At 64.4% G+C, this 22,032-nt stretch carries 29 protein-coding genes; 2 read left to right on the top strand and 27 right to left on the bottom strand.

Annotation, left to right across the window (positions count from 1 at the left end; genetic code table 11):
* The first annotated feature begins 46 nt into the window (after positions 1–46).
* Entirely contained in the window at positions 47–1,945 is a 1,899-nt protein-coding gene (locus tag AC1D02_RS09835) for a DUF885 domain-containing protein (RefSeq protein ID WP_477316201.1), read from the top strand.
* Positions 1,946–2,011: 66 nt separating this feature from the next.
* On the opposite strand, the gene AC1D02_RS09830 is transcribed toward AC1D02_RS09835, so the two are convergent.
* Together AC1D02_RS09830 and AC1D02_RS09825 are read right to left on the bottom strand one after the other, a co-directional pair.
* A complete protein-coding gene (locus AC1D02_RS09830; protein ID WP_477316199.1) occupies positions 2,012–2,404 on the bottom strand; it encodes a helix-turn-helix domain-containing protein in 393 nt (130 codons plus the stop codon).
* Entirely contained in the window at positions 2,388–2,798 is a 411-nt protein-coding gene (locus AC1D02_RS09825) for a type II toxin-antitoxin system RelE/ParE family toxin (protein WP_477316197.1), read from the bottom strand. The genes AC1D02_RS09830 and AC1D02_RS09825 overlap by 17 nt, the downstream gene beginning before the upstream one ends.
* 177 nt (positions 2,799–2,975) lie before the next feature.
* On the opposite strand from AC1D02_RS09825, the gene AC1D02_RS09820 reads away from it, so the two are divergent.
* Positions 2,976–4,253, top strand: a complete 1,278-nt coding sequence (locus AC1D02_RS09820) for an MFS transporter (protein ID WP_477316195.1) — start codon at positions 2,976–2,978, stop codon at positions 4,251–4,253.
* Positions 4,254–4,256: 3 nt separating this feature from the next.
* Here the strand turns inward: AC1D02_RS09820 and AC1D02_RS09815 are convergent, their stop codons facing one another.
* From AC1D02_RS09815 to AC1D02_RS09695, 25 genes are all read right to left on the bottom strand, one after another.
* On the bottom strand, positions 4,257–4,808 hold the full coding sequence (locus tag AC1D02_RS09815; RefSeq protein WP_477316193.1) for a fasciclin domain-containing protein: 552 nt from the start codon (positions 4,806–4,808) through the stop codon (positions 4,257–4,259).
* A 298-nt stretch (positions 4,809–5,106) separates the two neighbouring features.
* On the bottom strand, positions 5,107–5,862 hold the full coding sequence (gene tatC / locus AC1D02_RS09810; protein ID WP_477316191.1) for a twin-arginine translocase subunit TatC: 756 nt from the start codon (positions 5,860–5,862) through the stop codon (positions 5,107–5,109).
* The gene (gene tatB, locus AC1D02_RS09805) at positions 5,862–6,350 is read right to left on the bottom strand and encodes a Sec-independent protein translocase protein TatB (RefSeq protein ID WP_477316189.1); all 489 of its coding nucleotides are present in this window, start codon (positions 6,348–6,350) and stop codon (positions 5,862–5,864) included. The genes tatC and tatB overlap by 1 nt, the downstream gene beginning before the upstream one ends.
* Before the next feature lie 36 nt (positions 6,351–6,386).
* Positions 6,387–6,614 (bottom strand): Sec-independent protein translocase subunit TatA, encoded by a 228-nt coding sequence (gene tatA, locus AC1D02_RS09800; RefSeq protein WP_477316187.1) that lies wholly within the window; start codon positions 6,612–6,614, stop codon positions 6,387–6,389.
* An 87-nt stretch (positions 6,615–6,701) separates the two neighbouring features.
* On the bottom strand, positions 6,702–7,070 hold the full coding sequence (locus tag AC1D02_RS09795) for a histidine triad nucleotide-binding protein (RefSeq protein ID WP_477316185.1): 369 nt from the start codon (positions 7,068–7,070) through the stop codon (positions 6,702–6,704).
* 14 nt (positions 7,071–7,084) lie between these two features.
* Positions 7,085–7,432, bottom strand: a complete 348-nt coding sequence (locus AC1D02_RS09790; protein ID WP_477316183.1) for a phosphoribosyl-ATP diphosphatase — start codon at positions 7,430–7,432, stop codon at positions 7,085–7,087.
* Positions 7,429–7,869: a phosphoribosyl-AMP cyclohydrolase gene (gene hisI, locus AC1D02_RS09785; protein ID WP_477316181.1), complete on the bottom strand. Its 441-nt coding sequence runs from the start codon at positions 7,867–7,869 to the stop codon at positions 7,429–7,431. The genes AC1D02_RS09790 and hisI overlap by 4 nt, the downstream gene beginning before the upstream one ends.
* A 10-nt stretch (positions 7,870–7,879) precedes the next feature.
* Complete coding sequence (gene hisF, locus AC1D02_RS09780; protein ID WP_477316179.1) at positions 7,880–8,641, bottom strand: imidazole glycerol phosphate synthase subunit HisF; 762 nt, start codon at positions 8,639–8,641, stop codon at positions 7,880–7,882.
* 4 nt (positions 8,642–8,645) lie between these two features.
* Positions 8,646–9,422: a 1-(5-phosphoribosyl)-5-[(5-phosphoribosylamino)methylideneamino]imidazole-4-carboxamide isomerase gene (gene hisA, locus AC1D02_RS09775; protein WP_477316177.1), complete on the bottom strand. Its 777-nt coding sequence runs from the start codon at positions 9,420–9,422 to the stop codon at positions 8,646–8,648.
* A 38-nt stretch (positions 9,423–9,460) separates the two neighbouring features.
* Positions 9,461–10,099, bottom strand: a complete 639-nt coding sequence (gene hisH / locus AC1D02_RS09770) for an imidazole glycerol phosphate synthase subunit HisH (protein ID WP_477316175.1) — start codon at positions 10,097–10,099, stop codon at positions 9,461–9,463.
* A 7-nt stretch (positions 10,100–10,106) separates the two neighbouring features.
* Complete coding sequence (gene hisB / locus AC1D02_RS09765; protein ID WP_477316173.1) at positions 10,107–10,697, bottom strand: imidazoleglycerol-phosphate dehydratase HisB; 591 nt, start codon at positions 10,695–10,697, stop codon at positions 10,107–10,109.
* 11 nt (positions 10,698–10,708) lie between these two features.
* On the bottom strand, positions 10,709–11,800 hold the full coding sequence (gene hisC / locus AC1D02_RS09760; RefSeq protein WP_477316171.1) for a histidinol-phosphate transaminase: 1,092 nt from the start codon (positions 11,798–11,800) through the stop codon (positions 10,709–10,711).
* Between the two features lie 7 nt (positions 11,801–11,807).
* Positions 11,808–12,623 carry a DNA-methyltransferase gene (locus AC1D02_RS09755; protein ID WP_477316169.1) on the bottom strand — a complete coding sequence of 272 codons (816 nt, stop codon included), beginning with the start codon at positions 12,621–12,623 and terminating at the stop codon, positions 11,808–11,810.
* Complete coding sequence (gene hisD, locus AC1D02_RS09750) at positions 12,620–13,930, bottom strand: histidinol dehydrogenase (protein ID WP_477316167.1); 1,311 nt, start codon at positions 13,928–13,930, stop codon at positions 12,620–12,622. Before hisD ends, AC1D02_RS09755 begins: the two co-directional genes overlap by 4 nt.
* Positions 13,931–13,936: 6 nt before the next feature.
* Positions 13,937–14,611 (bottom strand): ATP phosphoribosyltransferase, encoded by a 675-nt coding sequence (hisG, locus tag AC1D02_RS09745; RefSeq protein WP_477316165.1) that lies wholly within the window; start codon positions 14,609–14,611, stop codon positions 13,937–13,939.
* Between the two features lie 2 nt (positions 14,612–14,613).
* On the bottom strand, positions 14,614–15,864 hold the full coding sequence (gene murA / locus AC1D02_RS09740) for a UDP-N-acetylglucosamine 1-carboxyvinyltransferase (RefSeq protein WP_477316163.1): 1,251 nt from the start codon (positions 15,862–15,864) through the stop codon (positions 14,614–14,616).
* A gap of 4 nt (positions 15,865–15,868) precedes the next feature.
* The gene (locus AC1D02_RS09735) at positions 15,869–16,105 is read right to left on the bottom strand and encodes a BolA family protein (protein ID WP_477316161.1); all 237 of its coding nucleotides are present in this window, start codon (positions 16,103–16,105) and stop codon (positions 15,869–15,871) included.
* A gap of 11 nt (positions 16,106–16,116) precedes the next feature.
* Entirely contained in the window at positions 16,117–16,890 is a 774-nt protein-coding gene (locus AC1D02_RS09730) for an ABC transporter permease (protein ID WP_477316159.1), read from the bottom strand.
* Positions 16,887–17,801, bottom strand: a complete 915-nt coding sequence (locus AC1D02_RS09725; protein WP_477316157.1) for an ABC transporter ATP-binding protein — start codon at positions 17,799–17,801, stop codon at positions 16,887–16,889. Before AC1D02_RS09725 ends, AC1D02_RS09730 begins: the two co-directional genes overlap by 4 nt.
* 117 nt (positions 17,802–17,918) lie before the next feature.
* On the bottom strand, positions 17,919–18,215 hold the full coding sequence (locus AC1D02_RS09720) for an STAS domain-containing protein (RefSeq protein ID WP_477316155.1): 297 nt from the start codon (positions 18,213–18,215) through the stop codon (positions 17,919–17,921).
* Between the two features lies 1 nt (position 18,216).
* The gene (locus AC1D02_RS09715; protein ID WP_477316153.1) at positions 18,217–18,852 is read right to left on the bottom strand and encodes an MlaC/ttg2D family ABC transporter substrate-binding protein; all 636 of its coding nucleotides are present in this window, start codon (positions 18,850–18,852) and stop codon (positions 18,217–18,219) included.
* Positions 18,853–18,922: 70 nt separating this feature from the next.
* Entirely contained in the window at positions 18,923–19,870 is a 948-nt protein-coding gene (locus tag AC1D02_RS09710) for an MlaA family lipoprotein (protein WP_477316151.1), read from the bottom strand.
* Positions 19,867–20,340, bottom strand: coding sequence for an outer membrane lipid asymmetry maintenance protein MlaD (gene mlaD / locus AC1D02_RS09705; protein ID WP_477316149.1), 474 nt, complete (start codon positions 20,338–20,340; stop codon positions 19,867–19,869). The genes AC1D02_RS09710 and mlaD overlap by 4 nt, the downstream gene beginning before the upstream one ends.
* A 50-nt stretch (positions 20,341–20,390) precedes the next feature.
* Positions 20,391–21,173: a lipid asymmetry maintenance ABC transporter permease subunit MlaE gene (mlaE, locus tag AC1D02_RS09700; RefSeq protein WP_477316147.1), complete on the bottom strand. Its 783-nt coding sequence runs from the start codon at positions 21,171–21,173 to the stop codon at positions 20,391–20,393.
* Positions 21,170–21,973 (bottom strand): ABC transporter ATP-binding protein, encoded by an 804-nt coding sequence (locus AC1D02_RS09695; RefSeq protein WP_477316145.1) that lies wholly within the window; start codon positions 21,971–21,973, stop codon positions 21,170–21,172. The genes mlaE and AC1D02_RS09695 overlap by 4 nt, the downstream gene beginning before the upstream one ends.
* Positions 21,974–22,032: the final 59 nt, after the last annotated feature.

Here is a 22,032-nt window from a genome sequence, read left to right as displayed (position 1 = left end):
TGCTAACCTGTCGCGCGCGTTTGCATCCCATTTACGAGGCTACACGATGATAAAAACGAAATTGACGCTGGCGGTTCTGTTGACGGCGTTCGCACTGGCGCCGGCTGGCGCGGCCAAGCCGAAGAAGGCTGCGGCCAAGGCGCATGCGGGCAAGGTCGTCAAGGCCGCTCCCGGCAAAGCGAAGGCTGGCAAGAAAAACGCGGTCAGTTCCCCGGAACGAGAACCCAAGGCCGAGGCGCCGGTAGCGGCAGCGGTGGCGGCGCCGCCGGGCGAAGGCAAGTCGGACCGCTGGATGAACAGCACGGCGCAGCAGTTCCTCAACGCGCAGTGGAAGCTCGATCCGGAGAGCGCGATCGCGGCCGGCAAGTACGACGGCGCGGCCAACCTGACTATCCCGAACGCGGCGACGCGCTCGCACCAGCTGGCGTTTGCCGACGAGTGGCTGGCCCGCTTCGCCAAGATGAACGCGAGCCAGCTCTCGCCGAAGCAGCGCACCGACCTGGCACTGCTGGTGAACAAGGTGAAGTCGGACCGCTGGTACCTGACCACCCTGCGCGAATACGAATGGAATCCGGCGCTGTACAACATCGCCGAGCCGATCGACCTGATCCTGTCGACCGAATACGCGGCCAAGCCGCAGCGCCTGCGCACGCTGATGCGGCGCATCGCCAACGTGCCGGCCTACTACGCGGCGGCGCAGGCGAGCATCGTCAATCCGACCCACGAACACACCCAGCTGGCGATCTCGCAGGCGCCGGGCACGATGGTGGTGCTGGCCGACCTGGGCAAGGCCGCGCAGGAATCGATCCTGTCGCCGCAGGAAAAAGCCATCTTCGCGCAGCGCATCGCCAACGCCGGCACTGCGCTGCTTGGCTACGTCGACTTCCTGGCGGCGCTCGACAAGAAACAGCAGGAAAGCCGCAGCGCGCGCTCGTTCAGGATCGGCAAGGATCTGTACGAAGCGAAGTTCGGCTACGACATCCAGTCGGCCAACAGCGCGGAGCAGACTTACCGCAAGGCGCTGGCGGCGAAGGAGGAGCTGCTGGTGCGCATGAACGGCCTGGCTGACGAACTGTGGCCGAAGGTGATGGGCGGCGTCGCCAGGCCGGAGGACCGCTTCCGCAAGATCGGCATGGTGATCGACAAGCTGTCGGCCAACCACGTCGCACGCGAAAACTTCTTCCTCGAGATCCGGCGCCAGATCCCGCTGCTGCAGGACTGGGTGGTGAGCCACAACCTGCTCACGCTCGATCCGAAGCGCCCGCTGGAAGTGCGCGAGACGCCGATGTACAAGCGCGGCGTGGCCGGCGCCAGCATCGACGCGCCGGGCCCGTACCGGCCGCAGGACCGCACCTGGTACAACGTGACGCCGATGGACTCGATGTCGCCGCAGGAAGCCGAGAGCAGCCTGCGCGAGTACAACCAGTGGATCCTGCAGATCCTGAATATCCACGAAGCGATCCCGGGCCACTACGCGCAGCTGGTGTACGCCAACAAGTCGCCATCGCTGGTGAAGTCGCTGTTCGGGAATGGCGCGATGGTCGAGGGCTGGGCGGTGTACGCCGAGCGCATGATGCTCGAATCGGGCTACGGCGACAACGCGCCGGAGATGTGGCTGATGTACTGCAAGTGGAACCTGCGCAGCGTGACCAACACGATCCTCGACTACAGCGTGCACGTGAACGGCATGACGCAGGCGCAGGCGATGGACCTTTTGGTGCGCCAGGCGTTCCAGACGCCGGCCGAGGCCAGCGAGAAGTGGCGCCGCGTGCAGCTGACGTCGGTGCAGCTGACCAGCTACTTCAGCGGCTATGCGGACATCATGGAACTGCGCGAGCAGCGCAAACAGGCGCTCGGTCCGCGCTTCGTCCTGAAGGACTTCCACGAGCAGTTCCTCAGCTACGGCAGCGCGCCGGTCAAAGTGATCAAGGAACTGATGCAGTAATTTGGAAGGCCGCTAAACCGGGGTCTGACCCGCCGGGTCAGACCCTGACCGCATCCTTGCATCAACTCATTGTGAGATGATGTCCAACCCGTGATCGTCGATCACTTTAAGGAGTCGCTGTGCCAATGGGCTCGGCGTGTTCGCCGAAGACTCCCACTTCACAACAGTCGACTTTGTAATACCCATATATCGCGCCAGGACTTCCTGGCTCACGTGATATTTCGCGCGAATCCGCTGTACGTCCGAAGCATTAAAGTTAGGCGCAGTTAAGCAGGTTTCATCGAACTCGCGCATTGTCTTCTTATCGAATACGCCTACGGAGTGCAGGCCCGCCGCCGCGCTATGAATCGCTTCGAAAGCGTCGCTCTTGAAGGCCGTAACTTTTTTTCGAGTGCGTTCAGTGCCGGTGCCATCTGACGCGGTCTTTCTCGACGTTGGCTTTCTAGCTTTGTCCATCATTGCAAATCTCCACCAGTAATTTGGCTGTCAAAAGTTGAGTGATGTCGGCTTCTGTCGCCTCCGCGTATCCGCGCGCCAGCCTTTTGAAAGCGGCCAACTCTGCCTGGTCGATGTTTTCGCGCTCGCTTTTCTGAAAGAGAAACAAGAAGACCCAATTTACGGAGCCTTTCGCGGCGATGATCGACCGGTCCATGTTGTCGTTCAGCCTTTTTTTCCAAACGCCACCGCCCAGATCGACTGCCTGCCCCAACATCACCTGCCTTATCGCCTCACACAGCTCAGGGTCAGCAATGCCCCGCTTCGCAGCCGCCTTCGAAAACCATGCGGACTTGAACACGCGTTGGCGCGGCGGTGCCGCGGCTGCGGGCCTTACGGTTGGCTTTTTCGGGGACATACGTCACTGTAGCATTCAATACTACATTGGTTGGCCCTCAAATGCTTGCGACGTCTCATAACGGGGTTCGCTTTCAAAATGTAAGCAGGCCCATGTCGACCCCGCCTCAAGCAAAGGACAAGCCCGGCTGCTAGAATGGTTTGAAACTTTCCGCCTCCGCTTTCCAAGGATTCTTGCATGACCCAGCCCTCCCCCGGCAAGCCCAATTCCGCCGGGACCGTCCTGTTCGCGAGCCTGATCGGCACCACCATCGAGTTCTTCGACTTCTATATTTACGCCACCGCCGCGGTGCTGGTCTTCCCCAAACTGTTCTTCCCCGCCAGCGATGCGGCAGCCGCCACCTTGCAGTCGCTCGCGACCTTCGCGCTGGCCTTCCTGGCGCGCCCGATCGGCTCCGCGGTGTTCGGCCACTTCGGCGACCGGGTCGGCCGCAAGGTCACGCTGGTCGCGGCGCTGCTGACGATGGGCCTGTCCACCGTCATCATCGGCATGCTGCCGACCTACGCGACGATCGGCACACTGGCGCCGGCTCTGCTGGCGCTGTGCCGCTTCGGCCAGGGCCTCGGCCTGGGCGGCGAATGGGGCGGCGCGGTGCTGCTGGCCACCGAGAACGCGCCCCCGGGCAAGCGCGCCTGGTACGGCATGTTCCCGCAGCTCGGCGCCCCGCTCGGCTTCTTCCTCTCCGGGGGCACCTTCCTGCTGCTGGCGCAGACACTCACGGAAGCGGAGTTCTTCAGCTACGGCTGGCGCATTCCGTTCCTGGCCAGCGCGCTGCTGGTCATCGTCGGCATGTACGTGCGGCTGTCGCTGACCGAGACCCCGGCGTTCAAGGAAGTGCTGGCCAAAAAAGAGACCGTCAAGATCCCCGCGCTCACCGTGCTGCGCGACCACACCCGCGAACTGGTGCTCGGCACCCTGATCGCGATGGCCACCTTCGTGCTGTTCTACCTGATGACGGTGTTCACGCTGGGCTGGGGCACCAGCCACCTCGGATTCACGCGCACCCAGTTCCTGATCATGCAGCTGTTCGCCGTGCTGTTCTTCGGCCTGACGATTCCGCTGTCGGCGGTGCTGGCCGACCGCCACGGCCGGCGCGAGACGATGATCTGGGTCTCGGTGGCGATCGCCGCATTCGGCCTGGCGCTGGCGCCGCTGTTCGGCTCCAGCAGCACGCCCATGGTTGTGGCCTTCCTGGCGATCGGCCTCGGGCTGATGGGGATGACTTACGGGCCACTCGGCACCCTGCTGTCGGAGATGTTCCCGGCCGAAGTGCGCTATACCGGCGCCTCGCTGACCTTCAACCTGGCCGGCATCCTGGGCGCCTCGCTGGCGCCGTACGCGGCCACCTGGCTGGCCACCAACTACGGCCTGACCTACGTCGGCTACTACCTGAGCGCCGCCGCCGCGATCAGCCTGGCCGCGCTGTTGATGACCAGGCGCACCGCCGCGGCGTAATCCTTACTTCGGCATCAGCACCGTGTCGATCACGTTGATCACGCCGTTCGACTGATACACATCGTAGGTGCTGATGCTGGCGTGGCCGCCCGCTTCGTCCATGATCATGATGTTGTGCATGCCGTTCATCATGAACATGAGCTTGCCGCCGCTGGCGGTGGCCAGTTCGGCCTTGCCGTTACCCTTCTTGATCGCATGCGACAGCGCCATGAAGTCGTACTTGCCGGGCACAACGTGATAGGTGAGGATCTTGGTCAGGGTAGCCTTGCTTTCCGGCTTGACCAGCGTGTCGACGGTGCCGGCCGGCAGCTTGCCGAACGCCGCATTGGTCGGAGCGAACACGGTGAACGGCCCCTTGCCCTTGAGCGTGTCGACCAGGCCGGCCGCTTTGACCGCCGCCACCAGCGTCGTGTGGTCGGCCGAGTTGACGGCGTTGTCGACGATGTCGCGCGACGGCATCATCGACTGGCCGCCCACCATCACATCGGCAGCAAACGCGGTGGAAGAAATGGCGATGCAGGCGCCGGCGATCAGGGTTTTTACGAAATGGTTCATGATGAGGTCCTTGGAAACGTTTAAGAAGTGTTCGAAGCCCAATCTTCTACGCTCAGGACCGCGCGCCGGATTCAACTTAATCGGGTAGCGCGCGAAATCGCCTTTGGTACGCGATGAATCGGGGCAGCAGCAGCTGCGCTACGATTGGGAGATTTTGCGAAGGCGGACTTGGCAACGGCGCTCGCCGCGGCGTCGGCGAACCGGCCCGATTATTTTGGCCGGCGCGCGGAACGCGTAATTGAGAGGAGGCGCCGGCGGCGAAGAAGTCGCTGTAACGTTTTCCGACGGGCCGGCAGGCTTAAGCCGGCTCTTCGGGGGCCTGGGTGGCACGCACGAAGATCGGCGCCACCAGCAGTCCGAGCTCGAACAGCATCCACATCGGAATGGCCAGCGACAGCTGGCTGACGACGTCGGGCGGCGTCACGATGGCGGCAATGACGAAGGCGCCGACGATGCAGTACGGCCTGATTTCCTTCAGCTTGGCGACGCTGACGATGCCCATGCGGACCAGGATCACCACCACCACCGGCACCTCGAAGGTGGCGCCGAACGCCAGGCACATCGACATAACGAAGTCGAGGTAGTTTTCGATGTCGGGCATGACCGCGATCGAGGTCGGCGCGAAGTCGCCGATGAACGCGAACACGCGGCCGAACACGAAGAAATAGCAGAACGCGACGCCGCCGATGAACAGCAGCGACGACGAGATCACCAGCGGCAGCACCAGCTTCTTTTCGTGGGCGTACAGGCCGGGCGCGATGAAGGCCCAGAACTGGTAGAACACCCAGGGCAGCGCCAGGATCAGCGCGATCACCAGGGTCACCTTCATCGGCACCAGGAACGGCGAGATGACGCCGGTGGCGATCATCTTCGAGCCGGCCGGCAGCGCGGCGATCATCGGCTGGGCGATGAAGTTGTAGATCTTCGACGGACCGGGCCAGAACATCAGGCCGGCGCACACCAGCGCAATGCCGATGGTCGCCTTGACCAGGCGGTCGCGCAGCTCGAACAGGTGCGAGATGAAGGTTTCTTCGACCGGGGCTTGTTCTGTCATTAGAAGAATGAGGTTGGGGTGGACGCGCGCGGGCGGAATTTCTTGACGCGGGCCGCGCCCGACACCACGTGGGTCCGGCCGCCGTGGCGCTGCTTGTACCAGCCCGGCACCGCCGAATTGCGGTTCAGCTTTTTGCGCCGAAAGTCGCGCGCCTTGCGTTCGAGGTCGGACACCGTGGCCGGCGACGCGGCCTCCACGGCGGGATGGCCGCGCCACGCCGCTTCGACATCGTCGATGTTCCTGCCGATGGTATTTTCAACCTCGGACTTGATCGAGTGCGCCGTCTCGGTCACTTCCTTGTGCAGGTTGCGCAGTTCTTCGAGCTCGATTTCCTTGCTCACTTCAGACTTCACCTGGTGCAGATAGCGCTGCGCCCGCCCATACAAAGTCCCGGCCATCCGGGCCACCTTGGGCAGCTTTTCGGGACCGATGACGATCAGCGCGACGACACCAATGATGGCGAGTTTGGAAAGTCCGAGGTCAATCATGGAGGGACAAAGTCATGCGGCGGCAGCTACCCGCCATCAGAACTTCGATTTTTCTTTCGTCTCGACGTCGATGGTGGATTTGTCGGACACTTGCGACGGCGGCACCGGCGTGCCGCTCTTGTCTTCGTCGCCCTTGACGCCATCCTTGAAGCCCTTGACGGCCTTGCCCACGTCCGAACCGATGTTGCCCAGCTTCTTGGTGCCGAACAGCAGGACCACGACCAGCAGCACGATCAGCCAGTGCCAGATACTCATTGAACCCATCATATTCTCCTTGCGCGGCGCGAACGCCATCAATTCTTGGAAACGTACGGCGCCAGTATAAGCGATGCGACGGCTTTGTGTTCCGGATTACCGTTCAACTCGCCAGGGGTGCGGCCCGCCGAACATGTGAAGATGGAGATGGTACACCTCCTGGCCACCGTCGGGGCCGCTATTCACCAGCGTCTTGTAGCCGCCGGCGGGCTTGCCATCCTGCCAGGTGACTTCGCAGCCGTGCTCCTTGGCAAGGCGCGGCGCCAGCGCCAGCATCTTGCCCAGCAGTTCGGTATGGCTGGCGTCGCAGTCGGACAGGGTCGCCACGTGAATTTTCGGAATCACCAGGAGGTGCACCGGCGCATGCGGGCGGATGTCCTTAAACGCGAGCAACTCATCGTCCTCGTACACCACCGACGCGGGGATTTGCTTGGCGGCTATCTTGCAAAACAGGCAGTTGTCCAAAATAACGCTCCTTGTTATTGATTGTCGGGCGCCCGCGCGGCCTTCTCGTCGATGCCGGACACGCCTTCGCGGCGCGCCAGTTCGTCGAGCACCTGCTGCGGCGTCAGGTTGAACTGGGCCAGCAGCACCATCGAATGGAACCACAGGTCGGCGCACTCGTACAGCACCTTCGAGGCGTCGCCGCCGTGGCGCGCATCCTTCGCCGCCATCACGGTCTCGGTGGCTTCCTCGCCGATTTTTTTCAGGATCGCGTCGTCGCCCTTGGAGAACAGGCGCGACACATACGAGGTCGCGGGATCGCCGCCGTTTTCCAGCTTGCGCGATTCGATCACGGCGGCCAGGCGCTTCAGGGTTTCGCTCATTTCTTCTTTTTCGGATTGGTGTAAATCGTGTCCGGATCCTTCAGCACCGGCTCCGCCGTCTGCCAGTCGCCGTGTTCGGCGTCGCCGTCGAACTTCTGGAAGAAGCAGGAATGGCGGCCGGTGTGGCAGGCGATGCCGCCGGCCTGCTCGATCTTCAGCAGCACCACGTCTTCGTCGCAGTCGAGGCGGATCTCCAGCACCTTCTGCACATGGCCGGACTCCTCGCCCTTGTGCCACAGCTTCTTGCGCGAGCGGCTCCAGTACACCGCCTCGCCCAGTTCCACTGTCTTGTGCAGCGCGTCGCGGTTCATCCACGCGAACATCAGCACGTCGCCGGTGGACGCTTCCTGGGCGATCACCGGCACCAGGCCGTGTTCGTCCCAGCGGACCTTCTTGAGCCACTTGGCGTTGTTGGCGGGGATGGCGATGGTGCTCATGCGGCGTTCCTCAATCCAGGCGCATCGGAATGCCCTGCGCGGCCATGAAGCGCTTGGCTTCCTGGACCGTGTGCTGGCCATAGTGGAAGATGCTGGCGGCCAGCACCGCGTCGGCGCGACCGAGCTTGATGCCGTCGGCCAAGTCCTGCAGGCCGCCGACGCCGCCCGAGGCGATCACCGGGATGTTCACCGCGTCGGACACGCCGCGCGTCAGGCCCAGGTCGAAGCCCGACCTGGTGCCGTCGCGGTCCATGCTGGTCAGCAGGATCTCGCCGGCGCCGAGGCGCTCCATGTTCTGGGCCCACTCGATCGCGTCCAGGCCGGTGGCCTTGCGCCCGCCGTGGGTGAAGACCTCCCACTTGCCCGGCGCGACCTGCTTGGCGTCGATCGCCACCACGATGCACTGCGAGCCATGCTTCTGCGACGCCTCGAACACCAGCTCGGGATTGGTCACCGCCGAGGTGTTCATGCTCACCTTGTCGGCGCCCGCGTTCAGCAGCCTGCGCACGTCCTCGACCTTGCGCACGCCGCCGCCGACCGTCAGCGGAATGAACACGGTCGAGGCCACCGCTTCGATGATGTGCAGGATCAGGTCGCGCCCGTCGGAGGACGCGGTGATGTCGAGGAAGGTGATTTCATCGGCGCCCTGGCCGTCGTAGCGGCGCGCGATTTCCACCGGGTCGCCGGCATCGCGCAGCTCGGTGAAGTTGACGCCTTTGACGACGCGGCCGTCGGTCACGTCCAGGCAGGGGATGATGCGTTTTGCGAGCATGGGCTTACGCTTGCGCGTCTCCCGTCAGCTCGTCGGCGCGCACTTGGGCCGACGTCAGGTCCAGCGTGCCTTCGTAGATCGAGCGGCCGCAGATCACACCTTCGATGCCCTCGTCCTGCACCGCGCACAGGTCCTCGACATCCTTCAGGTTGTGCACGCCGCCGGACGCGATGATCGGGATGCGCACCGACTGCGCCAGCTTGACGGTCGCTTCGATGTTCACGCCGCCCATCATGCCGTCGCGGCCGATGTCGGTGTAGATGATCGATTCGACGCCGTAGGCTTCGAACTTCTTGGCCAGGTCGATCACTTCGTGGCCGCTCATCTTGCTCCAGCCGTCGGTGGCGACCTTGCCGTCCTTGGCGTCCAGGCCGACGATGATATTGCCCGGGAAGGCGCCGCAGGCGTCGTGCAGGAAGCCGGGATTCTTCACCGCGGCGGTGCCGACGATGATGTAGGTGATGCCGTTATCGAGGTAGCGCTCGATGGTGTCGAGGTCGCGGATGCCGCCGCCCAGCTGAACGGGGATCTCGTCGATCTCGTTTTCGACCGCGAATTCCTGCACCACTTTGAGGATGGCCTTGACCGCCGCTTCGTTCTTCGGCTTGCCGGCGAATGCGCCGTTCAGGTCGACCAGGTGCAGGCGCCGCGCGCCTTTCGTCAGCCAGTGCAGCGCCATGTCGGCCGGGTCTTCGGAAAACACGGTGGCGAGTTCCATATCGCCCTGTTTGAGGCGAACGCAGTGACCGTCTTTGAGGTCGATGGCAGGAATGAGCAGCATGGTGGGCAGTGTCAGTTAGGTGGGTGAAAACGGGGGAATCACGGATTCCAGTGAACGAAATTCTGGTACAGGCGCAGGCCGGCGGCCGCGCTTTTCTCGGGGTGGAACTGGGTCGCGACGATGTTCTCGCGCGCGACCGCGCAGCAGAACTGGCCGCCGTAATCGGACTCGCCGATCGAGTCCCGCGGGTCGACCGGCTGGGCGTAGAAGCTGTGGACGAAATAGAAGTAAGCTTCGTCGCCGATGCCTTCCCAGATCGGATGCGCGCGCACCTGGCGCACGCGGTTCCAGCCCATCTGCGGCACCTTGAAGCGCGAGCCGTCGGCCTGGATCATGCCGTCGAGGCGGAAGCGCACCACGCGGCCCGGCAACAGGCCGAGGCCGGCGGTATCGCCTTCCTCGCTGCGGTCGAACAGCATCTGCTCGCCCACGCACACGCCCATCAGCGGCTTGGTTTTCGAGGCGCGCAGTAGCGCATCCTCGACGCCCGATTCGCGCAGGCTGAGCATGCAGTCGCGCATCGCGCCCTGGCCCGGCAGCACGATGCGGTCGGCGCTGTCGATGTCCGCGGCTTCGCCGGAAATGAGCACATTGGCGTCGGGCGCCACCGCGCGCAGCGCCTGCGCCACCGAGCGGAGGTTGCCCATGCCGTAATCGACCACGACGATTTTGTTCATGGCGGATTTACAGGCTGCCTTTGGTGGACGGGATCACGCCGGCCGAACGCGCGTCGAGTTCGGACGCCATGCGCAGCGCGCGGCCGAATGCCTTGAACACGGTCTCGCACTGGTGGTGCGCGTTCTCGCCGCGCAGGTTATCGATGTGCAGCGACACCAGCGCGTGGTTGACGAAGCCCTGGAAGAATTCGTGCGCCAGGTCGACGTCGAAGGCGCCGATCATCGCGCGCTTCCACGGCACGTGCATTTCCAGGCCAGGACGGCCGGAGAAGTCGATCACCACGCGCGACAGGGCCTCGTCAAGCGGCACGTAGGCGTGGCCGTAGCGGCGGATGCCCTTCTTGTCGCCGATCGCCTTGGCCACCGCCATGCCCAGCGTGATGCCGGTGTCTTCGACCGTGTGGTGGGCGTCGATGTGCAGGTCGCCCACGCACTCTATGTCGAGGTCGATCAGGCCGTGGCGCGCGATCTGGTCGAGCATGTGGTCGAGGAAGGGCACGCCGGTATTCAGCTTCTGCACGCCCGTGCCGTCAAGGTTGATCGCGACGCGGATCTGCGTCTCGTTGGTGTTGCGGATGATTTCGGCGGTGCGGGTCATGGACAGGATCTTTATTTCAGTGCTGCCTTGAGGGCAGTCAGGAATGCGGCGTTTTCTTCGGGCGTACTGACCGTCACGCGGATGCAATTGGCCAGCAGTTCGCCCATTTTACCGAGATTTTTGACGAGCACCCTGGCGCCGGTGAGTTTCGCGCAAGCATCATCGGAATCGGGCACGCGGATGGTCAGGAAGTTGGCGGAGGAGGGAAACACTTCGACGCCCGGCAGCCTGGCAAGTTCCTCGGCCAGGCTGGTGCGCGCGGCGTTCAGCAGCGCCGCCTGGTGGTTCAGCACGTCGAGGTGCTCGAGCGCGAATTCGGCGGCGGCCTGGGTGAGCACATTGACGTTGTAGGGCGGGCGCACCTTCTCGAACTGGTCCAGCAGCGCAGGCGCGGCAGACATGTAGCCGAGGCGGATGCCGGCCAGGCCAAGCTTGGACAGCGTGCGCATCACCACCAGGTTCTCGAATTCTTCGAGGTGGCCCATGAAGCTGGTGCGCGCGAACGGCTCGTAAGCCTCGTCGACGACGGCGATGCCGGTGTCGCCCAGTGCGTCGATCAGTTCGGCCATGTCGGCCGCGTCGTACAGGTTGCCGGTCGGGTTGTTCGGGTAGGCCAGGAACAGCACCGACGGCTTGTGCTCGGCGATGGCGGCCAGCAGGGCCGGCATGTCGAGCGAGAAGTCGGGCTTGAGCGGCACGCCGACGAAGTCCATGCCGGCAAACTGCGCCGAGCGCTCGTACATGACGAAGGCCGGCACCGGCGCGAGGATTACGGCGCGGCGGTCCTGGCGCGCGGTCGCCATGGCGATGATCGAGATCAGTTCATCCGAGCCGTTGCCGAGGATGACGTCATACCCGTCCGGCACGCCGAGCTTCTCGCAGATGGCGTCTTTCAGCGAGGCGTAGGACGGCACCGGATAGCGGTTCAGCGCGGCGTCGGCCAGGCGCTTGCCCAGTTCCGCGCGCAGCTTTTCCGGCAGCTGGTAGGGATTCTCCATCGCGTCGAGCTTGATGTAGCCGCTCGAATCCGGGACGTTGTAGCTGCTCGCCTTGCGCACGTCGGGGCGGATGGTGTTGGCGATCAGGGTGTCGATAAAGGACATGGTTTCCTCAGCTGGCCGTTTCGGCGGCAATGGGTTTCTTTGCGGTCTTGCGCTTTGGCGCTGCCTGCGGTTCGGGCGCCGCGAGGCGCGCCTCGATGATGTCGCAATAATCCTGATTCAGCTCGAAGCCGACGAAATCGCGCCCGCAGCGCTTGGCCGCCAGCGCGGTGGTGCCGCTGCCCATGAACGGGTCGAGCACCACGCCGCCCGGCGGACACGAGGCCTTGACCATGCGCTCGATGATCTCGAGCGGCTTCTGGGTCGGGTGGTCGGCGCGCTCGGGATGCTCCTTGTGCAGGCGCGACACGCTCCACAGGTCCTTCGGGTTGTAGCCGATCTCCAGCCACTTTGCGCCGACAAAAATCGAGCGCGAACGGGCCTTCTTGGTTTCGGCGTCGTAAGCGATGCGCACTGCGTCGAGGTCGAAGTAGTAGTCCTTGCGGTTGACGAAAAAACCGATGGTGTCGTGCACTGAGGTAAAGCTGCGCACGCTGCCGCCCATCGACGGCACGCGGCGGTCCCAGATGATCTCGTTCATCATCGTCATGCGCTTCTTGAGCATGACGAAGATCTCCGGCGAAAAGCGCCAGGTCAGGAAGATGTACAGGCTGCCGTTGGCTTTCAGCTTGGGCAGCGCGGCGTCGACCCACTGCTCGGTCCACGCCAGGTAGTCGGCCACGCTTTGCTGGTCGGAGGCATTGCCGTAGTCCTTGCCCAGGTTGTAGGGCGGGTCGGTCAGGATCAGGTCGACCGATCCATCGGGGATGCGCGCCAGTCCCGCCAGCGCGTCTTCGCAGAAGACCCGGTTGAGCCAGTCGCTCATGGTTTCAGCCGCAGTTCGGCGGAGCGGGCGTGCGCCTGCAGGCCTTCGCCGTAGGCCAGTTCGGCCGCGACCTTGCCGAGCGTCTGCGCGCCGGCTTCGGACACGAACAGGATCGACGAGCGCTTCTGGAAGTCGTACACGCCCAGCGGCGACGAGAAGCGCGCCGTGCGCGAGGTCGGCAGCACGTGGTTCGGGCCGCAGCAGTAGTCGCCCAGCGACTCGGACGAGAAGCGGCCCAGGAACATCGCGCCGGCGTGGCGGATCTTGTCGGCCCACTGCTGCGGGTCTTCGGCGGAAATCTCGAGGTGCTCGGCGGCGATGGCGTTGGCGATCTCGCACGCCTCGTCCATGTCGCGCACCTTGACCAGCGCGCCGCGATCGGTCATCGACGTGCGGATCGTGTCCTGGCGCGGCATGGTCGGCAGCAGCTTGTGGATGCTGGCCTCGACGCGGGCAATGTAGCCGGCGTCCGGGCACAGCATGATGGCTTGCGCCAGCTCGTCGTGCTCGGCTTGCGAGAACAGGTCCATCGCCACCCAGTCCGGATCGGTCGTACCGTCGCACAGGACCAGGATCTCCGACGGGCCGGCGATCATGTCGATGCCGACCGTGCCGAACACGCGGCGCTTGGCCGACGCCACGTAGGCGTTGCCAGGGCCGACGATCTTGTCGACGGGTTGAATGGTCGCGGTGCCGTAAGCCAGCGCGCCGACCGCCTGCGCGCCGCCGATGGTGATCACGCGCGTGACGCCGGCGATCGCCGCGGCGGCCAGCACCATCTGGTTCTTCACGCCGTCCGGAGTCGGCACCACCATGATGATCTCCGCCACGCCGGCCACCTTGGCGGGAATCGCGTTCATCAGCACCGACGACGGATATGCGGCCTTGCCGCCCGGGACGTAGATGCCGACCCGGTCCAGCGGCGTGATGCGCTGGCCCAGCACCGTGCCGTCAGGCTCGGTGTAGCTGAAGTCTTGCAGTTCCTGCTTCTGGCGCTCGTGGAATACGCGGATGCGGTCGGCCGCCGTCTGCAGCGCGGCGCGCTGGGCTTCCGGCAGCGATGCCAGCGCCGCGTCCAGTTCGGCCTGGCCGATGTCGAATTCCGCCATCGAAGCGGCGCTGATGCGGTCGAAGCGGTTGGTGTATTCCAGCACCGCGTCGTCGCCGCGGGCCTTGACGTCGGCCAGGATCTTCGCCACTGCGGACTCGATCGCGTCGTCGGCCGATTCCTCGAACGCGAGCAGCGTGTCGAGCTTCTTGCGGAAGCCCGCTTCAGTGGAATCGAGTTTGCGGATCTGGATCGTCATGGGAAATCAGCCTTGCAACTTGGATGCGCGTTCGAACGCGTCGAGAATGGGTTGGAGCCGCGCGCGCTTGAGCTTCAGTGCGGCCTGGTTGACCACCAGGCGCGACGAGATCTCCATGATGGTCTCGACTTCGACCAGGTTGTTGGCGCGCAGCGTGCTGCCGGTGGAAACGACGTCGACGATGGCATCGGACAGGCCGACCAGCGGCGCCAGCTCCATCGAGCCGTACAGCTTGATCAGGTCGACGTGCACGCCCTTGGCGGCGAAGTGTTCGCGCGCGGTCTGGACGAACTTGGTGGCCACGCGCAGGCGCGCGCCCTGGCGCACCGCGGTCTCGTAGTCGAAGCCGGCATTGACCGCGACCGACATGCGGCAAGCCGCGATCTTCAGGTCGATCGGCTGGTACAGGCCCTCGCCGCCATGCTCGTTGAGCACGTCCTTGCCGGCCACGCCGAAATCGGCCGCGCCGTACTGCACGTAGGTCGGCACGTCGGACGCGCGCACGATGATGACGCGCACGTTCGGGTCGTTGGTGGCGAGGATCAGCTTGCGCGAGGTTTCCGGATTCTCGGTCACCTCGATGCCGGCCGCCGCCAGCAGCGGCAGCGTGTCGTCGAAGATGCGGCCTTTCGACAGCGCGAGGATCAGCTGGCCGCTCGCCTGTGGCGCGAATGGATTCATGGTTACCTGATCCGCACGATGTCGGCGCCGACGGCGGACAGTTTGACTTCCATCCTGTCGTAGCCGCGGTCGAGGTGGTAGATGCGGTCGACCAGGGTGGTGCCTTCGGCGGCCATGCCGGCGATCACCAGCGAGGCCGAAGCGCGCAGGTCGGTCGCCATCACCGGCGCGCCGCGCAGCCGGAACACGCCGCTGATGTTGGCCACGTTGCCGTCGGTGCGGATCGACGCGCCCAGGCGGTTCATCTCCTGCACGTGCATGAAGCGGTTCTCGAAGATGGTCTCGGTGACCTGGCTGGCGCCGTCGGCGATCGTGTTGACCGCCATGAACTGGGCCTGCATGTCGGTCGGGAAGCCCGGGTACTCGGTGGTCACGAAACTCACCGGCAGCGGACGCGCATCCATGCGCGCGCGGATCGAGTCGGCGCCGATGTCCATCACCAGGCCAAGCTCGCGCAGCTTGTCGAGCGCGGCGTCCATGATGTCGGTGCGGGTGTTCTTGATGACGATGTCGCCGCCGGTGGCCGCGACGGCGCACAGGAAGGTCACCGCTTCGATGCGATCGGAGATCACGGCATGCTTCGCGCCGTGCAGCGACGGCACGCCCTGGATCACCAGGCGGCCGGTGCCGATGCCTTCGATCTTCGCGCCCATCTTCACCAAGAGGTTGGCCAGGTCGGTCACTTCCGGTTCCTGCGCCGCGTTCTCGAGGATGGTCTCGCCTTCGGCCAGGGTCGCCGCCATCAGCAGGTTCTCGGTGCCGGTCACGGTGATCATCTCGGTGCGGATGCTGGCGCCTTTCAGCTTGGCGCACTTGGCGTAAATGTAGCCGCCTTCGATGGTGATCTCGGCGCCCAGCGCTTCCAGGCCCTTGATGTGCTGGTCGACCGGGCGCGAGCCGATCGCGCAGCCGCCCGGCAGCGACACCTTGGCCGAACCGAAGCGCGCCAGCAGGGGACCGAGCACCAGGATCGACGCGCGCATGGTTTTCACCAGTTCGTACGGCGCTTCGAGCTTGTCGATCGCGCTGCCGTTCAGCGTGACGCTTTCGTCGTCGCGCTGGACGGACAGGCCGGTCTGCTCGAGCAGCGTGAGCATGGTCTTGACGTCGTGCAGGCGCGGCACGTTCGTCAGTTCGAGGTCGCCCGCGGTGAGCAGGCCGGCGCACAGGATCGGCAAAGCGGCATTCTTGGCGCCCGAAATGGTGATGTCGCCGTTGAGGCGCTTGCCGCCGACAATCTGGAGCTTGTCCATGGTCTTATCCTTGGTATTCGTCAGGGGTGAGGGTCTTCATCGACAGCGCGTGGATTTCTTCGCGCATGCGGTCGCCCAGCGCGGCGTACACCAGCTGGTGGCGCTGGATCGGGCGCTTGCCGGCGAATTGCGGCGAGACGATCAGCGCGGTGAAGTGCTGGCCGTCGCCCTCGACTTCGAGGTGGGTGCATTCCATGCCGTTGCTGATGTAGCTGTGGATCGCTTCTGGAGTAGTAGCCATGGTGGTTCCTTTTAATGGCGCAGATTGTAGCCGCGCTTGAGCAAATTGACGGCGATCGACGCGAGCACCACGAAGAAGGCGCTGACGATGGCGAGGCTGGTCCACGGCGAGATGTCGGACTGGCCGAAGAAGCCGTAACGGAAGCCGTCGATCATGTAGAAAAACGGATTGAAGTGCGACACCGCGAGCCAGAACGGCGGCAGCGACTTGATCGAGTAGAACACGCCGGCAAGGAAGGTCAGCGGCATGATCAGGAAGTTCTGGAATGCGGCCAGCTGGTCGAATTTCTCGGCCCAGACGCCAGCGATCACGCCCATCGTGCCGAGGATCGCGGCGCCCAGCAGCGCGAACACGATGATCCACAGCGGCGCGACGAAGGACAGGTGGGCGAACCAGGCGGTGATGACGAACACGCCGGTGCCGACCACCAGGCCGCGCACCACGGACGCCAGCACGTAGGCAGAAATGATCTCCCAGTGCGACAGCGGCGGCAGCAGGATGAACACCAGGTTGCCGGTGATCTTGGACTGGATCAGCGAGGACGAGGAGTTGGCGAAGGCGTTCTGCAGCACGCTCATCATCACCAGGCCCGGGATCAGGAAGGCGGTGTACGACACGCCGGAGCCGGGATAGACCTCGATGCGGCCGTCGAGCACATGGCCGAAGATCAGCAGGTACAGCATGGCGGTCAGGATCGGCGCTGCTACGGTTTGCGTAGCAACCTTCCAGAAGCGCAGCGTCTCCTTGTAGAGCAGGGTCTGGAATCCTACGGAAAACACGTTCACAGCGAACCTCCATCCATGATCTGCAAGAAGATATCTTCCAGGTCGGCTTGTTGCAACTGCATTTCGTCGATCACCACGCCGGCTTCGCGCAGGCGCGCGAGAATCTGCTCGACTTCGGCGTATTCGTTCACGCGCAGGCTGTATTTTTTGCCGTGGTTGTTCTCGTCGTGCGAGACCAGATGGCGCAGGTCTTCGGGGAAGGTGCCGCTGGCGACGTGCACGATCAGCTGCGATCCGGAGATGCGGCGGATCAGCGACTTCATCGTGTCGAGCGCGACCACTTTACCGGCGCGCAGCATCGCCACGCGCTGGCACATCGCCTGCGCTTCTTCCAGGTAGTGGGTGGTCAGCACGACGGTGTGGCCTTCGCGGTTCAGGCGCGAGATGAACTTCCACAGGCCCTGGCGCAGCTCGACGTCGACGCCGGCGGTCGGCTCGTCGAGCACGATCACGGGCGGCTTGTGCACCAGCGCCTGCGCCACCAGCACGCGGCGCTTCATGCCGCCCGACAGCGCGCGCATGTTGACGTCGGCCTTGGCGGTCAGGTCGAGGTTCTCCATCACCTCGTCGATCCACTTGTCGTTGTTCTTCAGGCCGAAGTAGCCCGACTGCAGGCGCAAGGTCTCGCGCACCGTGAAGAAGGGGTCGAACACCAGCTCCTGCGGCACCACGCCGAGGTTCTTGCGCGCGGCGCGGAAATCGGTGACCACGTCGTGGCCGTGGATGGAGACGCTGCCGGCGTCGGGGCGGATCAGGCCGGCGATGGTCGAAATCAGGGTGGTCTTGCCGGCGCCGTTCGGGCCCAGCAGGCCGAAGAATTCGCCCTGCTCGATGGTCAGGGAGACGCCGCCCAAGGCTTTCAGCGACTTGTAGCTTTTCTCGACGTTGTTGATCTGGATTGCTGCTGTCATTCGTTGCTTTTGAAGAATTTCGCGGGGGGAACGGTCAATTATAGGGGAAATTGCCGATGAGCCGCGGGGCGGCCCAGGATGAAGGCCGGCCGGAACGGCCAGCCCCCGGAGGGAAGGTCAATGGTGCTGCAGGTTGGCCGGCGATTCGGCCAGGAGGGAGTCGACGCCGTACAGGGTCAGCAGGCTCTGCAGGCTGACCGGCAGGTTGCGGAACGACAGCGTGACGCCGGCCTTGCGGGCCTGGCGCTGCATCTCCAGCAGCACCGCCACGCCGGACGAATCGGACGACTTGAGCATGGCCAGGTCGAACTCGGTCTGACCGGCGCGCAGTGCGGCCAGGCCGCGCTCGAGCGCCGCGCGCGCGGTGGCGAACGTCAGGTACTCGAGCGGCGCGGAAGAGGTCGATTCGGTCATGTTACTTCTTGACGGTCTTCATCGGCTTGTTGGCCAGTTCCTTGTTGCGCTCGGCCAGCTTCTTGATCAGGCCGTCGATGCCGCCCTTGCTGATCTCGGTCGAGAAGGTGCCGCGGTAGGTTTCCACCAGCCACGCGCCCAGCACGTTGATGTCGAAAATCTTCCAGCCCGACGGGCTCTTGGCCAGGCGGTAGTTCAGCTGGATCGGCTCGCCGCGGGCGACGTTGACCACCGAACGCACTTCGACTTCGGTATCGGCCGGATCGGCGCGCATCGGCTTGAATTCGACGGTTTCGTTCTTGATCTGCGACAGCGCGCCCGAGTAGGTGTGGATCAGCAAGGTGCGGAACTCGTTCGACAGCGCGGTCTTCTGCTCCGGGGTGGCTTCGCGCCAGTAACGGCCGGCCGCCAGCGCGGTCATGCGCTGGAAGTCGACGTACGGCAGGATCTTCGAGTCGACCAGCGCGGTGACCTTGTTGACGTTGCCGTTCTGAATGTCCTTGTCGGCCTTGGCGGTTTCGATCACGTCGTTGCTGATGCGCTTGACGAGCGCGTCCGGCGCTTCGCCTGGCGCGGCGGTGGCGAACGCCGAAATGGCGATGGCGCTTAATGCGATGAGTTGTTTGATCAGTTTCATATGCCCTCTTTCAAGTTTGCGGGTACTGCAGGTGCATACCGCTCACATGGCGGTACGGAATACGGGTTAACTACTTGACCGGCGGTTTGGATGACACAGGCGGCTTTTTCTGTTCGGCGGGTTCCGGCGTCGGGCCCGGATCGTCAGGATACGCGTCCTTGATCGACTTCGATTCGGACGACGGCTTGTCCGACTTCGGCGCCGGGGCTGGCGCAGGCGCCGCGCCGCCGGTCGGGCCCGGATCGTCCGGATAGGCGGCCTTGATGCTCTTGGCGTCGGCCGGCTGGTCGTCCTTTTTATCGTTTTTCTGCAGCAGCTGCTTCAGCTTTTCCTTGCCGCCGCCGTCTTTGATGCGGCTTTCGCGGCGCTGCAGGAAGCCGTCGCGGATGAATTCGTAGCGGTCGAGCGCGGCTTCTTCCATCAGGTTCGACGCGTCGAGTACCTGGGCGCGCTGGTCGACGGCGCGCACGGCGGTGCCGACGTTGCGCGTGTGCACCGGATAGACGTAGGCCCACGGATCGGCGGCGACGTCGAGCGGGATGCCGGCGGTGTCGCGCACCGTCGACGGGCCCAGCAGCGGCAGCATCAGGTAGGGACCGGACGGCACGCCCCAGGCGCCCAGGGTCTGGCCGAAGTCTTCGTTGTGCTTCTGCAAGCCGCCTTCCGAGCCGATGTCGATCAGGCCGAACAGGCCGAAGGTCGAGTTGAGCGCGAAGCGGGACAAGTCGGAGAAGCCGTCGGCGCCCTTGCCCTGCATCAGGTTGTTGGCGCCGGTCCACAGGTCGGACAGGTTGCCGAAGAAGTTGGACACGCCGGTCTGCACGAACGACGGCAGCACCTGCTTGTAGGCGGTGGCGGCCGGCTTCAGCGCCACGCGGTCGACCGCGTCGTTGAAGGCGAACATCTTGCGGTTGAATTTCTCGTACGGGTCGCGCGGGTTGGGGCCCGTCGCGCAGCCGGCCAGGGTCGAGCAGGCGGCCAGCGCCAGCACGGCCGAGCGGAATCGGTAATTGATCATTTTGCGCTGTCCTTTCCGTCCGCGGCCTTGCTGTAGATGAACTGATTGATCAGGTCTTCCAGCACGGCGGCCGATTGGGTACTGTTGATGCGGTCGCCCGCCGCCAGGTTGACGGTGTCGCCGCCCGGCACGATGCCGATGTACTGCTCGCCCAGCAGGCCGGCGGTCAGGATCTTCAGCGAGCTGTCTTTCGGGAACTTGTGGCCCGCGTCCATGTCCAGCGTGACCATTGCCTGGTAAGTCTTGTCGTCGAAGCGAATGTCGCCGACCCGGCCCACCACCACGCCGGCGCTCTTGACGGGCGCCTGCGGCTTGAGGCCGCCGATGTTGTCGAACTTGCCGGTGACGGCGTAGGTCTTGCTGAACGACAGGGTGCTCATGTTGCCGGCCTTCAGGGCCAGGAACAGCAGGGCGGCCAGGCCCAGCAGGACAAACAGGCCAACCCAGACGTCGATCGTTTTGCGGTGCATAATTTATTTCCTAAACTTGTTATTCGCTTCGGCAACGCTGCCGGATTCAATTACTTGTTAAACATCAGTGCGGTCAGCACGAAATCGAGGCCCCACACCATCAGCGAGGCGATCACCACGGTGCGCGTGGTGGCGCGCGAGACGTCTTCCGGCGTCGGCTCGGCATGGTAGCCCTGGAACAGCGCGGTGAACGTGACGGCGATGCCGAACACCACGCTCTTGATCACGCCGTTCAGCACGTCGGCGCGCACGTCGACGTTGGCTTGCATCTGCGACCAGAACGCGCCCTCGTCGACGCCGATCAGCTGCACGCCGACCAGGTAGCCGCCGAGGATGCCGACGGCGCTGAAAATCGTCGCCAGGATCGGCATTGCGATCACGCCGGCCCAGAAGCGGGGCGCCAGCACGCGCTGGATCGGGTTGATCGCCATCATTTCCATTGCCGACAATTGCTCGCCGGCCTTCATCAGGCCGATCTGCGCGGTCAGCGACGTGCCGGCGCGCCCGGCGAACAGCAGCGCGGTCACGACCGGGCCCAATTCGCGCACCAGTGCCAGTGCGACAACCTGGCCGAGCTTTTGTTCCGCGCCGTAGGGCGTCAAGGTGATGTAGCCCTGCAGGCCGAGCACCATGCCGACGAACAGGCCGGAGACGACGATGATCACCAGCGAGTAGTTGCCGATGAAGTGGATCTGCTCGGAAATCAGGGCGGGGCGGCGCAGCGCGCCTGGCGTCACGCCCATCAGGCCGAAGAAGGAGCGGGTGGCGAAGCCGACGTGGGCCAGGCTTTCGCGAATCGGGCGGCCGATCCCGGCCAGCAGGGTGCCGATCATGCCGCCACTCCCAGGCCGAGGTCGTCGGCCAGCGCCCTGCCAGGATAGTCGAACGGCACCGGGCCGTCCGCTTCGGCGTTGACGAACTGTTTGACGTACGGGTCGTCGGACACGCGCATGTCGGCCGGCGTCCCCTGCGCGACGATCTTGCCGGCCGACATGAAGTAGACGTAGTCGGCGATGGCGAAGCATTCGTGCACGTCGTGCGAGACCAGGATCGAGGTCGAGCCGAGCGCGTCGTTCAGTTTGCGGATCAGGTTGGCGGTGACGCCCATCGAGATCGGGTCGAGGCCGGCGAACGGCTCGTCGTACATGATCAGTTCCGGGTCGAGCGCGATGGCGCGCGCGACGGCGACGCGGCGCGCCATGCCGCCCGAGATCTCGGACGGCTTCAGTTTGTGCGCGTTGCGCAGGCCGACCGCGTTGAGCTTGAGCAGCACCAGGTCGCGGATCAGCTCTTCCGGCAGGTCGGTGTGCTCGCGCAGCGGGAAGGCGACGTTGTCGAACACGGACAGGTCGGTGAACAGCGCGCCGAACTGGAACAGCATGCCCATCTTGCGGCGCAGGCGGTACAGGCCGTCGGTGTCGAGCTGGTGCACCACTTCGCCGCCGACCTTGACTTCGCCTTTTTGCGGGCGGATCTGGCCGCCGATAAGGCGCAGGACCGTGGTCTTGCCGCAGCCGGAGCCGCCCATGACGGCGATGACCTTCCCGCGCGGGAAGTCCATGCGCAGGTTGGACAGGATGACGCGCTCTCCATATGCAAACTGCAGATCGCGGATTTCGACAAGATTGGACACAGGCTTAGTCAGTATTTGGGAATGCCGTATTGTAGTGCAGAAAGGTCAATCTCTGCTGG

The sequence above is a fragment of the Massilia sp. P1_C10 genome (assembly GCF_056406475.1).
The sequence above is the reverse complement of the archived record's forward strand: the minus strand, read 5'-3'. Positions and strand labels throughout refer to the sequence as shown.

What these genes read in the sequence shown, in the direction of transcription:
- mlaE (WP_477316147.1), bottom strand. Translation starts at nt 21,173, where the DNA reads ATGATCGGCACCCTGCTGGCCGGGATCGGCCGCCCGATTCGCGAAAGC.
- hisB (WP_477316173.1), bottom strand. Translation starts at nt 10,697, where the DNA reads ATGACCCGCACCGCCGAAATCATCCGCAACACCAACGAGACGCAGATC.
- hisD (WP_477316167.1), bottom strand. Translation starts at nt 13,930, where the DNA reads ATGACGATCCAGATCCGCAAACTCGATTCCACTGAAGCGGGCTTCCGC.
- murA (WP_477316163.1), bottom strand. Translation starts at nt 15,864, where the DNA reads ATGGACAAGCTCCAGATTGTCGGCGGCAAGCGCCTCAACGGCGACATC.
- AC1D02_RS09790 (WP_477316183.1), bottom strand. Translation starts at nt 7,432, where the DNA reads ATGAGCGAAACCCTGAAGCGCCTGGCCGCCGTGATCGAATCGCGCAAG.
- hisC (WP_477316171.1), bottom strand. Translation starts at nt 11,800, where the DNA reads ATGTCCTTTATCGACACCCTGATCGCCAACACCATCCGCCCCGACGTG.
- AC1D02_RS09835 (WP_477316201.1), top strand. Translation starts at nt 47, where the DNA reads ATGATAAAAACGAAATTGACGCTGGCGGTTCTGTTGACGGCGTTCGCA.
- hisF (WP_477316179.1), bottom strand. Translation starts at nt 8,641, where the DNA reads ATGCTCGCAAAACGCATCATCCCCTGCCTGGACGTGACCGACGGCCGC.
- AC1D02_RS09715 (WP_477316153.1), bottom strand. Translation starts at nt 18,852, where the DNA reads ATGAAACTGATCAAACAACTCATCGCATTAAGCGCCATCGCCATTTCG.
- mlaD (WP_477316149.1), bottom strand. Translation starts at nt 20,340, where the DNA reads ATGCACCGCAAAACGATCGACGTCTGGGTTGGCCTGTTTGTCCTGCTG.
- tatA (WP_477316187.1), bottom strand. Translation starts at nt 6,614, where the DNA reads ATGGGTTCAATGAGTATCTGGCACTGGCTGATCGTGCTGCTGGTCGTG.
- hisH (WP_477316175.1), bottom strand. Translation starts at nt 10,099, where the DNA reads ATGAACAAAATCGTCGTGGTCGATTACGGCATGGGCAACCTCCGCTCG.
- hisI (WP_477316181.1), bottom strand. Translation starts at nt 7,869, where the DNA reads ATGAGCACCATCGCCATCCCCGCCAACAACGCCAAGTGGCTCAAGAAG.
- AC1D02_RS09820 (WP_477316195.1), top strand. Translation starts at nt 2,976, where the DNA reads ATGACCCAGCCCTCCCCCGGCAAGCCCAATTCCGCCGGGACCGTCCTG.
- hisA (WP_477316177.1), bottom strand. Translation starts at nt 9,422, where the DNA reads ATGCTGCTCATTCCTGCCATCGACCTCAAAGACGGTCACTGCGTTCGC.
- AC1D02_RS09830 (WP_477316199.1), bottom strand. Translation starts at nt 2,404, where the DNA reads ATGATGGACAAAGCTAGAAAGCCAACGTCGAGAAAGACCGCGTCAGAT.
- tatB (WP_477316189.1), bottom strand. Translation starts at nt 6,350, where the DNA reads ATGATTGACCTCGGACTTTCCAAACTCGCCATCATTGGTGTCGTCGCG.
- AC1D02_RS09735 (WP_477316161.1), bottom strand. Translation starts at nt 16,105, where the DNA reads ATGGCTACTACTCCAGAAGCGATCCACAGCTACATCAGCAACGGCATG.
- AC1D02_RS09815 (WP_477316193.1), bottom strand. Translation starts at nt 4,808, where the DNA reads ATGAACCATTTCGTAAAAACCCTGATCGCCGGCGCCTGCATCGCCATT.
- tatC (WP_477316191.1), bottom strand. Translation starts at nt 5,862, where the DNA reads ATGACAGAACAAGCCCCGGTCGAAGAAACCTTCATCTCGCACCTGTTC.
- AC1D02_RS09755 (WP_477316169.1), bottom strand. Translation starts at nt 12,623, where the DNA reads ATGAGCGACTGGCTCAACCGGGTCTTCTGCGAAGACGCGCTGGCGGGA.
- AC1D02_RS09710 (WP_477316151.1), bottom strand. Translation starts at nt 19,870, where the DNA reads ATGATCAATTACCGATTCCGCTCGGCCGTGCTGGCGCTGGCCGCCTGC.
- AC1D02_RS09725 (WP_477316157.1), bottom strand. Translation starts at nt 17,801, where the DNA reads ATGACAGCAGCAATCCAGATCAACAACGTCGAGAAAAGCTACAAGTCG.
- AC1D02_RS09825 (WP_477316197.1), bottom strand. Translation starts at nt 2,798, where the DNA reads ATGTCCCCGAAAAAGCCAACCGTAAGGCCCGCAGCCGCGGCACCGCCG.
- hisG (WP_477316165.1), bottom strand. Translation starts at nt 14,611, where the DNA reads ATGAATCCATTCGCGCCACAGGCGAGCGGCCAGCTGATCCTCGCGCTG.
- AC1D02_RS09720 (WP_477316155.1), bottom strand. Translation starts at nt 18,215, where the DNA reads ATGACCGAATCGACCTCTTCCGCGCCGCTCGAGTACCTGACGTTCGCC.